The organism is Enterovirga aerilata, assembly GCF_013044135.1.
Taxonomy (GTDB): domain Bacteria; phylum Pseudomonadota; class Alphaproteobacteria; order Rhizobiales; family Beijerinckiaceae; genus Enterovirga; species Enterovirga aerilata.
In genome coordinates this window covers 556875-569655 of record NZ_JABEPP010000001.1, presented here as the reverse complement: position 1 = coordinate 569655, position 12781 = coordinate 556875, and the positions used below count along the sequence as shown (strand labels likewise).

Genomic DNA, 12781 nt, shown 5'->3' with positions numbered 1-12781 from the left:
GAAACTCGCCGTGAGGATCGTCGGCGGCCGCTTCCGCGGGCGCCCGCTCGCCGGACCGGGTTCGGACGCGATCCGCCCGACATCCGACCGGCTGCGCGAGACGATCTTCAACATCCTGGCGCATGCCCATGGCGATCCCGTCCCGGGGGCGCGCGTGATCGACCTCTTCGCCGGCACGGGCGCGATGGGGTTCGAGGCGATGTCGCGCGGCGCCGCCTTCGCGCTCCTGGTGGACGAGTCCGCCGCCGCCCGCGGGCTGATCCGCGAGAATATCGACCGGCTCGGGCTCGGCGGCTCGACCCGGCTGTTCCGCCGCGACGCGACCCGGCTGGGCCCGGCCGGGCCGAACGGGACCTTCTCGCTGCTCTTCTGCGACCCGCCCTACGGGCGCGATCTCGCCGGCCCCGCCCTCCTCTCGGCAGTCGCAGGCGGCTGGCTCGAACCCGGCTCGCTCGCAGTCGTGGAGGAACGGGCCGGAGCCTTCTCCCTTCCGGCCGGCTTCGAGGAGCTGGATCGGCGCGAGGTCGGCGACACGGAGGTCACCTTCGCCCGCTTCCTCGGCTGACCGCGCTTACCCTTCCTTAACCGCGTCCCTTTAGCCCTCGTTAAGCACCGTCACGCCCGCGACGGCTCCTCATCTCCCGCGCCGAGGTGCGCCCGTGGACCGGACGCGACCGAACCTTCTCACCGCCGTCGCCGCCGCAGCGCTCCTGATCGGCTCGTGCCGAACGGGGGCGGCGCAGCTCCGCGGCACGGCGGGTCCGGCCGATCCGCCGACCACGGGGAGCACGGCCCCGACGGGGAATACGGGGCTGTCGATCCCGAACGCGGAGCCGGCGATCGGCACGGTCCCGCCGATCGGGATCCGCCGGCCGGCGCGGCCGCCCCGGCCGGCCTCGCGGCGCTCCCGCAACCCCGTCCAGGCGCTTCCGGCGACGCCGTTCAGAGCAACCCTGACCCCGCCCGGCCTTCTTCCGGACGTGCAGCCGCAGCTCAACGGCGTGCCGGATCCGGCGCTGGCGCTCGGCACGACGCCGCCCCCGCTGCCCCGCAGGCGCGCGCCGGAGGAGGATCCCTTCGCCTCGCTCGGCATCCGGGTCGGCGGGCTCACGCTCTTTCCGGCCATCGAGCAATCGATCGGCTACGACACGAACCCGAACCGCACGCAGCAGCGGAAGGGCTCCTTCGTGTCCCATACCGAAGGCGAGCTGCGCCTCCAGAGCGACTGGTCGCGGCACGAGCTCTCGGGCTTCCTCCGCGGCGCCTATAACGAGTATCCCGCCGTCCCGGAGGCGAGCCGGCCGGAGGGCTCCGGGCGTGTGGGCCTGCGGCTCGACGTGCTGCGCGATACCCAGATCAACATCGAGGGCCGCTACCTCATCGACACGCAGCGCCCGGACAGCCCGGATCTCGCCTCGCCGGTCAAGACGAGGCCGCTGATCTTCAGCGAAGGCGGCACGCTCGGCCTGACGCACCGCTTCAACCGGCTCGTCGCGTCGCTGCAGGGCACGATCGACCGCACCGATTACGAGAACGCCCGCACGCCGAGCGGCATCCTCATCGACCAGAGCGACCGCAACGTCACGCAATACGGTATCCGCGGCCGGCTCGGCTACGAGATCACGCCCGGCTTCATTCCCTTCGTGGAGGCGCTGGCCGACACGCGCGTCTATGACAGGCGGATCGACAATGCGGGGTTCCGGCGCAGCTCCGACGGGATCGGCGGGCGCGCCGGCACCACCTTCGAGATCACGCGGCTCATCACGGGCGAGATCGCGGCGGGCGCCATCAACCGCCGCTACGACGACCCGCGGCTCGGAGACCTGACGAGCCCGCTCGTCGACGCTTCGCTCGTCTGGGCCGTGACGCCGCTGACGACGATCAAGGCGACCGCCTCGGCGGCCGTGGACGAAACGACCGTGCCGGACGCGCGCGGCGTGCAGACGATCCGCGGCCTGCTCGAAGTCTCGCACGCGCTCAGGCGCTACCTGATCGTGACCGGCGGGCTGACCATCTCCGATTACGACTACCAGGGCGCGGCGATCCACGAGCGCGGCTACGGCGCCCTGGTCCGGGCCGAGTACAAGCTGAACCGCTCCGTCGCGTTGCGGGCGAGCTACAACTGGGAGCGGCTCACGAGCTCGATCGCCGGATCGAGCTACACGGCCAACGTCTTCCTGGTCGGGATGCGCTACCAGCCCTGATCCACTCAGAAGCGGGCGGACAGGAACAGCCGCACGTTCCGGCCGGGCAGCAGCACCTCGTCCTTCTTGAACGAGGCCGAGTTCCGGACCTGATCGTCGAGGAGGTTGTCGCCGACCAGCCCGAAGCTCACCTCCGTGAAGCCGTGCGCCTCGCGATCGAGCTTCAGACGGTAGCTCAGCTCGGCCTTCAAAAGCGTGTAGTCGGGCGTGACCGTCTCGAACTGCCCGAGTTCCGTGTGGGCGAAGGCATGCAGGAAGCCGAGCCGCGCGAACCAGTTCGGATCCCGGTAGAACAGGCCTGCGCCGGCCCGGTGGGGCGGAATGCGCGGCACGTAGGTGCCGTCGGCGAAGCGGGCGCGCACGAAATCGTACTGCGCATCGAGCCCGACAAAGCCCGGTCCGATCGGCACCAGGTCGAGCTGCGCCGTGACCTCCGCGCCGTAGAACGTGGCGTTCCGCTGCGAATAGACGATCTGCTGCAGTTCCGTATCCGTGCCGCAGGTCGAGAACTCGTCGCCGCAGGTGATCCCGGTCAGCCGCTTGTAGATGAAGCCGGAAAACCGGGTGTAATACCCGGTCGCATCGAACCGGAACGGCCCCTCCGCCCGGCGGATCCCGGCCTCGACGGTTCTCGCGACCTCCTTCTTCAGGTCGGGATTGCCGATCTCGAAGGTGGCGGTCGCGTCGTGGGCACCGCGCGAATAGAGCTCGGCGGAAGCGGGCGCGCGCTCGACATATTGCGCATTGAGGCTCGCGACCATGCCCCAGGGCAGCTTGTGCAGGGCGCCGAGCGACACGCTCGCCGGCACGAAGCGGCGCTCGCGGTGGCTCTCGGGCGGCTCGTCGGGAGCCGGCAGGAAATCGGTCGGAAAGGCTGTCGCGGTGCCTCGGACCCCCGCCCCTTCGACCCGGCCGGCAGCCTGCAGCTTGAACGCGTCGGTCACGGCGAGTTCCTCGAAGAGATAGACCGCGGCGGTGCGGGTTTCGGTCGGGCGCAGCAAGGTGCCGGCCTCGCCCGAGGTGCCGATGTCGCGGCGGCCGAACTGGACCCCGAGGGCGCCCGTCAGCGTGCCGAGGCCGGTGAAGACCGGAACGTGCTGGGCCTCGATCCTCGCCTCGTATTCGCGATTGCGGAAGGTCGCCCGGACAGCATCGGCGCCGTCCTCGTCGAGCCCGCGCTCGTGATGCTTGTAGCGGGAGGCCCCGAAGAAGAAGCGGACCGCCTCGATCGGGCCGCTGTCGGGCCGCACCTCGCCTTTCGAGCTGAGCTTGTCCTGGTTGAGATCGATGCGGGTGCGGCTCTCGGCCGCCTCCCCGCCCGGGATGCCGTAAAGCGCGTCGAAATGCTGGAAGGCGAGCCCGACGAAGCCGCTCGTTCCGACCACGGATGCCCCGACCGACTGCCCATGCGCCTCGACCGCCGAGTTGCGCTGGATCCCGAGCGGGGTGCGATAGTCGTCGGCGCGCCGGCCGAACGCGTCGGCATGGATCGCGACGCTGCCCCCACCCGCATCGATCGACGCTGCACCCTCGCGTCCGCGATCGACCGAGGACAGACCGCCCGTCATGCGGCCCGTCACGCCCTCCGGGGGAACGAAGGTCGGGATACGGTTATTGGTCGCGCTGACCACGCCCCCGATCGCCTGCGAGCCGTAGCGCAGGGTGGCCGGACCCCGGATCACCTCGATCCGGTCGGCCGCGAGCGGATCGAGCGGAACGCCATGATCCTCGCCGAGCTCGGAGACGTCCTGCGCGCCGATTCCGTTTTCCTGGATGCGGACCCGGAAGTTGTCGAGCCCACGCACGATGGGTCGGCTTGCCCCCGGGGCGTAGCTCGAGGCGCTGAGCCCCGGCCGGGTGAACAGCAGGTCGCCAAGGGAGCGGCGCGTCTCGCGAGCGATCTCGTCGGGCGTCACGACCGTCACGGGCGCGAAGGCGTCCTCGATGACGGGCAGGGTTCCGCGGACGGGCGTCTCCGCCCCGGCCGCCGCACCGAAGCGTTCCGGGCGCGTGAGAATCGGGCTCGGCGACGTCACGACGATCTCGGGCAGCGAGACCTGCTGCGCCAGCGCGGCCCCCGACAGGACCGTCCCCACCACGGCCATGCTGCACCCCGATGCCCAGTCGCGCCGTCTCATCATACATCTCCTTTAACGTTATGTTGTAACATCACATGTGTTGGCTCTGGGCAATGGTTCGCACGGACCCCAAACACGGCCGCCGGGGATGATGATGCAATCTTGTAACAGGCAGGTCCGCCGATCCGGGGACGAGCCCCGGGCGTGCAGCTAGGAGTTCCGCTCCAGGAAGAGCTTCAGCGCGACCGCGTTGTTCCGGGCCTCGTCGCGCGCGGCATAGACGAGCGTCAGCGGGCCCATCGCCGCCCTCTCGCGCAGGAGCGCAACAGCCTGCGGCTGCGCCGCCAGTTCGCCGGCGTAGCGCGACCGGAACTCATCCCAGCGCGCCGGGTCGTGAGCGAACCAGCGGCGGAGTTCCGGGCTGGGCGCGACCGTCCTGAGCCAGAGGTCGACCGCCGCCTCGGCCTTCCCGATCCCGCGGGGCCAGATCCGATCCACCAGGACACGGTACCCGTCGGCCTCCACGGCCGGCGCGTAGATCCGCTTCGCGGCGATCATCGTGGCGGCCTCGGCCCTTGGGTGAAGCCTGCGAGGGGCTCAGCCCTCCGCGAGGAGCAGGCCCCGGAGCCGGCGGCCGATCAGGGCCGTCGCCAGGACGAGAGCGACAAGCCCCATCGCCCACAGGGCCGTGGTCCCCGCAGGCAGGCCCGCCTCGATCATCGTCCTGCCCAGCGTGCCGGTCCAGACCTGGAGCACCATGGCCGGCAAGGTGCCGAGCACGGTCCCGGCGATATAGGCGCGGAAATCGAGCGAGGTGATCGAGAACAGGTAGCTCTGGATGCTGGAGGGCACGACCGGGCTCATGCGCAGCAGCAGCACCGCCCTGAACCCTTCGAGTTCGACCGCCCTGAAGGCCGCATCCGCGACCCGGCTGCGGGCGACCCGCTCGGAGATCCGCGGCCGCAGGAGATGACGCCCGACGACGAAGACGAGCGAGGCGCCCAGGGCGGCGGACACGAAGGCGAGCGGCAGCCCCCACCACCCGAAGGCGAAGCCGCAGACCACCGACAGGAGCGGCCGCGGAACGGCGACCAGAGCTCCGAAGACGAAGGCGCACACGATCAGAACGGGCGACCAGAGGCCCGCGGTCGAGACGAAGGCCGCCGATGTTTCGAAGACGGAGGTCACTGGACAACAGGTCTCTGCAGCCGTTGGTCGTCGCAGCCGAGCGCGGCGAAACTATGCCCGCCAGCTTGCCGCATCCTTATCGGCAGGTCCGGGCCGTCAAGGCCGCTCGCGCGTAAAGAGCTCCTGCGAACGGCCGACGCCCCGCAGGGCATAGCGCCCCACCGACACGAACTCGCTCCTGTCCTCGGCATGGGCAGCCTCCACGAAGGCGGAGGACATGAGCACGTCGCGCTCCGCGGAGCGGCACATCTGGCCGATGCGGCTCACCTCGTTCACGGCCGGCCCGACCACCGTGAAGTCGAGCCGCTCCTGCGAACCGATATTGCCGTAGAAGACCTCGCCGATGTGAAGCCCGAGATAGGCCTGGGTCACCGGCAGCCCCTCGGCCTCGCGGCGGGCGTTCAGCTCGCGGATGCGCTCGCGCGCGAGGCTCTCCGCCTTCAGGGCGCAGCGGCAGGCATCCCGCGGTTCCTCGGCCGTGAAGATCGCGAGCGTCCCGTCGCCCACGAGCTTCAGCACGTCGCCGCCCGCCTCGTGCACGGCCGAAATCACGGCATCCGCATAGTCGTTGAGGAACGGGATCACCTCGCCGGGCGGCGCCGTGTCCGTCACGCGCGTGAAGCCGCGCAGGTCGCTGAACCAGAGCACCGCCTCGATCCGGTCGGCGACGCCGCGCTGGATGCGGCCCTGGAGCACGCGGCGCCCGGCATCGCGGCCGAGATAGGTCTCGACCAGCGTCTCCAGGATGCGGGAGAGCGAGGCGGACTTCACCGCGAGCGAAAGCGAGGGGACGAGGCGCTGCAAGGCCTCGATCTGCGCATCCGTGAAGCCGCCCTCCTGGGCGGTGGTCCAGGAGGAATAGACGCAGTCCATCTCGCCGATCGTGCTGTCCTCGGCGAAGCGCTGGATCACCGCCAGATAATCCGTCTGCCCCTCCGACCGCAGCTCGTCGAAAAGGGCGAATTCCGGCCCGTCCGGCTCGCTCAGGCGCCGCCGCAGGAGCGAGGCACCGGATTGGAGCAGGTGGTAGAAGGGCGAGCGGCGCCAGCTCTCGGCCGCCTCGCCACCCCCGCTCGTGCGGCCGTATTCGACGGTCTCGCTCTCTCCCGCATTGTCGCTGCGCCAGCGGAACACCCGGCCCTCATGGACGGGATGGAGCGTGTCGATGATGACGAGCGCGCGGGCGACCGGCAGGCCCGCCTTGTGCAGCCCCTTGCAGAAGCCGCGCAGCAGGTCCGGCTCCGACGTGCCGTAGAGCCCGGCCTTGATGACCCAGGCCCGAACTTCCTCGAGGCGCCCCTCGTCCATGCGGCTCAGCTCTTGAGAAGCGCCTCGACCTCGGCCCGGAACGGTCCGGCGAGATCGTCCCGCTCGAGCGCATAGGCGACGTTCGCCATCAGGAAGCCGAGCTTGTTGCCCGTATCATAGGTGCGGCCGCGATAGCGCATCCCGAAGAAGTCCTGGCTCTGCGCGAGGCGCTTCATCGCGTCGGTGAGCTGGATCTCGCCGCCCGCGCCCTTCTCGTGCGCCGACAGGATGCCGAAGATCTCCGGCTGGAGGATGTAGCGGCCGGAGATGATGAGGTTGGACGGCGCGGTCCCCTTCGGGGGCTTCTCGACCATGCCGGTGATGCGGAAGGTGTCGCCGAAATCCTCGCCCGTCGCGACTATCCCGTATTGGTGCGTCTGGTCCTCCGGCACCGCCTCGACCGCGATGACGTTGCCGCCGTGCCGCTCGTAGGCCGCGATCATCTGGCTCATGCAGCCGCGGCTCAGCATGTCGGGCAGGATGACCGCGAAGGGCTCGTCGCCGACGATCTCGCGTGCGCACCAGACGGCGTGGCCGAGGCCGAGCGGCGCCTGCTGGCGGGTGAAGCTCGTCTGCCCGGCCTTCGGCAGGTCGCGCTGAAGCGCCTCGTATTCCTTGGTCTTGCCGCGCTCCCTGAGGGTGGCGTCGAGCTCGTAGGCGATGTCGAAATGGTCCTCGATCACGCCCTTGTTGCGGCCTGTCACGAAGACGAAATGCTCGATGCCGGCCTCCCTGGCCTCGTCCACCACGTGCTGGATCACGGGCCGGTCGACCACGGTCAGCATCTCCTTCGGCACCGATTTCGTGGCCGGCAGGAACCGCGTCCCGAGCCCGGCGACGGGCAGGACGGCTTTGCGGATGCGCTTCATGAAGGCTCGGAATCCTCGAGGTTCGTGCGGTGCGGGACAGGCCGCCGGTCGCAAGCGGCTCCACGATGGGCTAATTCAATGGCTTCACGGCTTGTGAAGCGCAAGGCTGCTACCGGCCGGCGGCTGCACGGAGAATGAACGCATGACGGTCCTGGTCACGGGAGGAGCGGGCTATATCGGCGGCCACATGGCGCTCGCCCTGGTGGATCGCGGCGAGGAGGTCGTCGTGCTCGACAATCTCTCGACGGGCTTCGACTGGGCCGTCCCGCGCCAGGCGAAGCTCGTGGTCGGCGACATGGGGGACCAGGAGCTGGTTGCGCGCGTCATCCGCGAGCACCGGGTCGATGCGATCGCGCATTTCGCGGCCAAGATCGTGGTGCCGGAGTCGGTCGCCGACCCGCTCGGCTATTATCTCAACAACACCGCCAAGTCGCGGAACCTGCTGGAGACCGCGGTCCTGTCGGGCGTGAAGCATTTCATCTTCTCGTCCACGGCGGCCGTCTACGGCGAGACTTCCAGCGAGCCCGTGGGGGAGGATACCCCTAAGAACCCGATGTCCCCCTATGGCCGCTCGAAGCTGATGACCGAGTGGATGCTGGAGGATGCGGGCCGCGCGCACGACCTCCGCTACGTCGCCCTGCGCTACTTCAACGTCGCCGGCGCCGATCCGGCCGGCCGCATCGGCCAGTCCACCCCGGCAGCGACGCACCTCATCAAGGTCGCGGCCCAGACCGCGCTCGGGCAGCGGCCCGCGCTGGAGGTCTTCGGCACCGACTACCCGACACGCGACGGCTCCTGCATCCGCGACTACATCCAGGTTTCGGACCTCGCCAACGCCCATCTCTCGGCGCTCGATCACCTGCGCCGTGGCGGCGCCAGCCTGACGCTGAATTGCGGCTACGGCCGCGGATATTCGGTGCTGGAGGTGATCGACGTGATGAAGCGCGTCTCCGGCACCGATTTCCCGGTGAGGCTGTCCCCGCGGCGCGCCGGTGATCCGGCCGCGATCGTCGCCAAGGCGGACCGCATCCGGGCCGAGCTCGGCTGGGTGCCGCAGCACGACGACCTCGACGGCATCGTGGCCCAGGCCCTCGCCTGGGAACGGCATCTCGCCGGGCGCGCCAGGGCGGCCTGATGCGGCGGAGCGGAGGCGCAGCGCTGGCCGCCGCGTTCGCGCTCCTCGGCCCCGGCGCGGCGGAGGCGCAACGGCCCGCCCCCTCCCCTTCGGCCTCGCAGGGCGCGGCCGCGCGGCCAGAGGCGTTCGGCCGTTTCCTGGAAAGCCTCTGGCCGGAGGCGCGCAGCGCCGGCGTGTCGCGCGCGACCTTCGACGAGGCTTTCCGTGGCCTCGAGCCCGATCCCAAGGTCGTCGCGCTGACCCGCAGGCAGGGGGAGTTCAGCCGGCCGATCTCGGCCTATGTCGCCGGCGCGGTCTCGCCGTCCCGAATCTCCCAAGGGCAGGCGCTCGCGGAACGCTGGCGCGCGGTGCTCGACCGGGTGGAGGCGAGCTACGGCGTTCCGCGGGCGGTCGTGCTCGCCATTTGGGCATCCGAGAGCGGCTACGGATCCTCGACCGGCGGCTTCGACACGATCCGCTCGCTCGCCACCCTGGCTTTCGCGGGCGAACGCAGGGACCTGTTCCGGCGCGAGCTCCTGGCCGCCCTCAGGATCCTCGAGGAGGACCACCTTCCGCGCGACGAGCTCAAGGGCTCCTGGGCCGGCGCCATGGGGCAGACGCAGTTCATGCCGTCGAGCTTCCTCGCCCATGCGGTCGACGGCGACGGCGACGGGCGGCGCGACATTTGGCGTTCCACGCCCGACGTCCTCGCCTCGATCGGCCACTTCCTCGCACAGTCGGGCTGGAAGCCGGGCCTACCCTGGGGCTTCGAGGCGGTCCTGCCGGACGGGCTCGACCTGTCCGTTCACGACCGCGACTTCGCCGAATGGGCACGGCTCGGCATCCGCCGCGCCGACGGCTCGCCCATGCCGCGAGGCGGGCTCGGCCGCCTCTTCCTGCCGGCCGGGATCGGCGGGCCGGCCTTCCTGCTGGCCGACGAGAACTGGGAGGCGATCCGCGCCTACAACACCTCGGACGCGTATGCGCTCGCGATCGGGCTCCTGTCGGACCGGATCGGCGGCGGGCCGCCACTCTCCCGCGCCTGGCCGACCGGCGCGGGATTGACCGGAGACGAGCGGCGCGAGCTGCATCGCCGGCTCACATCCCTCGGCTTCTACAGGGGCACGCCGGACGGGAAATTCGGGGCGCAGACGCGTGATGCCGTACGCCGGTTCCAGCTCTCGCGCGGTCTCCTGCCCGACGGCTACGCCAACCGGCGGGTGCTGGAGGCGCTGCGCCGGCCATGACCGCCGACCGGCATCCCTGATCCTTTGATCTTGTGCGAACAAGTTCAAATGACAACATGATTAAGCAGTCCTTAGTTAAACTTTGAACCGACCACCGAATTTCAGCTGGAATTAAGCGGTCTTATCCAGACTCCGCCCGAGCACGGGGGAGAGTTGGGTGAGCGTTCGGCTGCGGATCTTCGGCGGTTTCTTCTCGGTCCTATTCCTCACCATTGCAGTGGCCGCGGTGGGCTGGCGGAGCCTCTCGAGTTTCTCGGCCGGGGCCGACCAGGCGGTGTTGGCACAGACGCTCAGCGGCCAGAGCAGCCAGCTGGCGCTCGCAGCGGAACGAGCGCTTGCCGGCGGCAGGGCGAAGGACGATCCGCAGGTGCGCGCGGCGCTGACCGCGGTCCGCGGCTCGATCGCCCGGCTCGCGGCAAGCCCCGGCGCCGCCATCGCCGAGGCGGCGGCCAGAATGAACAAGGCACTCGACGCCTTCGAGTCCGGCCTCACCGGCCTCACCGACCGCCAGGGAACGAAGGCCGCGATGCAGCGGGCGCACAAGGCGCTGGTGGACGAGTTCCAGACCGCCGCGCGCGAGATCGCGATGGCGCAGGAGGAGAGCCTGGCCGCCGCCGTGAAGAGCTCCGCGGAGGGAACGGCCCAGCAGATCGCCCTCAACACGCTGGCGAGCAACCTCGCCCACGTGAACCGCTCGGTCTACCAGATGCGCGCATCCGAAGCCGCGCTCCTGCGGGACGGCGAGCAGCGGATCCAGGCGGATCGGGCGGCCAATCTCGTCGGCGTCGTCCTGCGCAGGGTCGCCCAGGCCCCCGCCTTCAAGGACGGGGCCGAAAAGGCGCTCGCGGCGCTCGAGCCCTATCGCGCCGCGATCAAGGGGATCGCGAGCCCCGAGGAGATGCAGGGGCTGGGCGATGCCGGCCGCGCCCTGCAGGACGCGCTCCAGGCCATCGACGGCCAGATCCTGAACCAGCAAAGCAGCGTCCAGACGCGGCTGGAGGAGGCGCGCGACCGCATCTCGCTCGGCACGGAGCTCCTCACGCTCAGCTCGACCGCGATCGTCGCGGCCCAGACGGCGCAAGCGGAGGAGCTTGAGCTCATTCGAACGGGCAACGAGGCCGCCGCGACCGCCATGGACGCGGCCGCCGCGACGCTCGCCAAGGCCGCGCTCGACATCTACTACAAGATCGACAAGGCCGGGCAGCACAAGGTGATCGAGGGCCTGCTCGGCAAGATCACCGAGTACCGCAACAGCATTCCCGAGATCCTGGACGCCAACGCGGCCGAGCAGGAGCTGCGGACCGAGCTGTCGCGCTCGGTCGCCAAGGTCGCGAGCGAGGCCCAGGAGGTCGCAGCCCGCGAGCTCGCCGGCATCGAGACGGCCCGCACCAGCGCGCTCTGGCTGCTCGGCGGCGGGGTTCTCCTGGCCATCGCGATCGGCCTCGTCCTCGCCCTCCTGGTCGGGCGCAGCATCACGCTCCCGGTCAAGCGGCTCGTGGACGCCATGCGCCGGCTCGCCTCCGGGGACCACGAGGCGGCGGTCCCGGGCACGGAGCGCCGGGACGAGATCGGCGAGATGTCCAGGGCCGTCCTGACCTTCAAGGAGGCCGCGATCGAGAAGCTGCGCCTGGAACGGGAAAGCGCCGAGCAGGCCGCGGCGGCGGAAGCCGAGCGGATGCGGAACGAGGAGGCCCGCGAGCGGCAGGCCGCGGAACAGCAGGCCGTGGTCGATGCCCTGGCGGAGGGGCTGGAGAACCTGTCGAAGGGCGACCTGACCTTCCGGCTCGAGCGGCGCTTCGCGGCCGAGTACGAGAAGCTGCGCACCGACTTCAACGCCGCGATGGCAGAGCTGCAGGAGACCATGCGGGTCGTGGCCGGCAATGCGGAAGGCATCCGCTCAGGCGCCGGCGAGGTGAGCCAGGCGGCGGACGACCTCTCAAGGCGCACCGAGCAGCAGGCGGCCTCGCTGGAGGAGACCGCGGCCGCGCTCGACGAGATCACCGCGACCGTCCGCAAGACCGCCGAAGGCGCGAGCCACGCCCGCGAGGCCGTGGCCGCCGCCTCCGGCGACGCCGAGCGCTCCGGCGCGGTCGTGCGCGAGGCGGTCGCCGCGATGGGCGAGATCGAGAAATCCGCCAAGGAGATCTCGCAGATCATCGGCGTCATCGACGAGATCGCCTTCCAGACGAGCCTGCTCGCGCTGAATGCCGGTGTCGAGGCGGCCCGCGCGGGCGAGGCGGGCAAGGGCTTCGCGGTCGTGGCCTCCGAGGTCCGCGGCCTCGCCCAGCGCTCGGCCGACGCCGCCAAGCGGATCAAGGCCCTTATTTCAACCTCGGGCGCGCAGGTGGCCTCCGGCGTGGAGCTCGTGGCCGAGACGGGCAGGAGCCTGGAGCGGATCGTGGCACAGGTCGGCGAGATCAACGGCATCGTGGCCGAGATCGCCGCCTCGGCCCGCGAGCAGTCGACCGGCCTCGCCGAGGTGAACACGGCCATCAACCAGATGGATCAGGTGACGCAGCAGAACGCCGCCATGGTCGAGCAATCGACCGCCGCGAGCCACTCGCTCGCCCGCGAGGTCGACGAGCTCGCCCGGCTGATCGGCCGGTTCAGGACTGAAGAGACCCGTGCGCAGTCTCCCCGGCCCGTTCCGGCCGCCCGTCCGGCCCCGGTCACCCGGAGCGCACCGCCGGCCGCTTCCGTCCGGGGCAACACGGCCCTGAGCCTCGAACCCTCCAACGACGAGGGCTGGGAGGAGTTCTGATCTCCTCCTCTG

The 12781-nt window shown here is 70.5% G+C and carries 10 protein-coding genes; 5 read left to right on the top strand and 5 right to left on the bottom strand.

The annotated features are described in order from the left end of the window. The first annotated feature begins 10 nt into the window (after nucleotides 1–10). Both rsmD and HJG44_RS02745 read left to right on the top strand, forming a co-directional pair. Nucleotides 11–565 (top strand): 16S rRNA (guanine(966)-N(2))-methyltransferase RsmD, encoded by a 555-nt coding sequence (gene rsmD, locus HJG44_RS02750; RefSeq protein ID WP_171216788.1) that lies wholly within the window; start codon nucleotides 11–13, stop codon nucleotides 563–565. Between the two features lie 94 nt (nucleotides 566–659). Next, the gene (locus tag HJG44_RS02745) at nucleotides 660–2204 is read left to right on the top strand and encodes an outer membrane beta-barrel protein (protein ID WP_171216787.1); all 1545 of its coding nucleotides are present in this window, start codon (nucleotides 660–662) and stop codon (nucleotides 2202–2204) included. A 5-nt stretch (nucleotides 2205–2209) separates the two neighbouring features. Here the strand turns inward: HJG44_RS02745 and HJG44_RS02740 are convergent, their stop codons facing one another. From HJG44_RS02740 to HJG44_RS02720, 5 genes are all read right to left on the bottom strand, one after another. Next, on the bottom strand, nucleotides 2210–4345 hold the full coding sequence (locus HJG44_RS02740) for a TonB-dependent receptor (RefSeq protein ID WP_171216786.1): 2136 nt from the start codon (nucleotides 4343–4345) through the stop codon (nucleotides 2210–2212). A gap of 147 nt (nucleotides 4346–4492) precedes the next feature. Further along, nucleotides 4493–4840: a DUF488 domain-containing protein gene (locus tag HJG44_RS02735; RefSeq protein WP_171216785.1), complete on the bottom strand. Its 348-nt coding sequence runs from the start codon at nucleotides 4838–4840 to the stop codon at nucleotides 4493–4495. 39 nt (nucleotides 4841–4879) lie between these two features. Further along, a complete protein-coding gene (locus tag HJG44_RS02730) occupies nucleotides 4880–5470 on the bottom strand; it encodes a VTT domain-containing protein (protein ID WP_171216784.1) in 591 nt (196 codons plus the stop codon). Between the two features lie 96 nt (nucleotides 5471–5566). Next, nucleotides 5567–6778 carry an adenylate/guanylate cyclase domain-containing protein gene (locus HJG44_RS02725; protein ID WP_171216783.1) on the bottom strand — a complete coding sequence of 404 codons (1212 nt, stop codon included), beginning with the start codon at nucleotides 6776–6778 and terminating at the stop codon, nucleotides 5567–5569. Nucleotides 6779–6783: 5 nt separating this feature from the next. Beyond that, nucleotides 6784–7647, bottom strand: a complete 864-nt coding sequence (locus HJG44_RS02720) for a UTP--glucose-1-phosphate uridylyltransferase (RefSeq protein WP_171216782.1) — start codon at nucleotides 7645–7647, stop codon at nucleotides 6784–6786. Nucleotides 7648–7789: 142 nt separating this feature from the next. Between HJG44_RS02720 and galE the strand changes: the two genes are divergently transcribed. The 3 genes from galE to HJG44_RS24160 all read left to right on the top strand — a co-directional run bounded on the left by galE (nucleotide 7790) and on the right by HJG44_RS24160 (nucleotide 12769). Beyond that, nucleotides 7790–8782 (top strand): UDP-glucose 4-epimerase GalE, encoded by a 993-nt coding sequence (gene galE, locus HJG44_RS02715; RefSeq protein ID WP_171216781.1) that lies wholly within the window; start codon nucleotides 7790–7792, stop codon nucleotides 8780–8782. Further along, complete coding sequence (locus HJG44_RS02710) at nucleotides 8782–10008, top strand: lytic murein transglycosylase (RefSeq protein ID WP_171216780.1); 1227 nt, start codon at nucleotides 8782–8784, stop codon at nucleotides 10006–10008. The genes galE and HJG44_RS02710 overlap by 1 nt, the downstream gene beginning before the upstream one ends. A gap of 157 nt (nucleotides 10009–10165) precedes the next feature. Continuing rightward, nucleotides 10166–12769, top strand: a complete 2604-nt coding sequence (locus HJG44_RS24160; protein ID WP_346767074.1) for a methyl-accepting chemotaxis protein — start codon at nucleotides 10166–10168, stop codon at nucleotides 12767–12769. Nucleotides 12770–12781 lie beyond the last annotated feature (12 nt).

Bases quoted from the DNA above. Each gene is read 5' to 3' on its own strand.
- HJG44_RS02740 (WP_171216786.1), bottom strand. From the start codon at position 4,345: ATGATGAGACGGCGCGACTGGGCATCGGGGTGCAGCATGGCCGTGGTG.
- HJG44_RS02735 (WP_171216785.1), bottom strand. From the start codon at position 4,840: ATGATCGCCGCGAAGCGGATCTACGCGCCGGCCGTGGAGGCCGACGGG.
- HJG44_RS02725 (WP_171216783.1), bottom strand. From the start codon at position 6,778: ATGGACGAGGGGCGCCTCGAGGAAGTTCGGGCCTGGGTCATCAAGGCC.
- HJG44_RS02720 (WP_171216782.1), bottom strand. From the start codon at position 7,647: ATGAAGCGCATCCGCAAAGCCGTCCTGCCCGTCGCCGGGCTCGGGACG.
- galE (WP_171216781.1), top strand. From the start codon at position 7,790: ATGACGGTCCTGGTCACGGGAGGAGCGGGCTATATCGGCGGCCACATG.
- HJG44_RS02710 (WP_171216780.1), top strand. From the start codon at position 8,782: ATGCGGCGGAGCGGAGGCGCAGCGCTGGCCGCCGCGTTCGCGCTCCTC.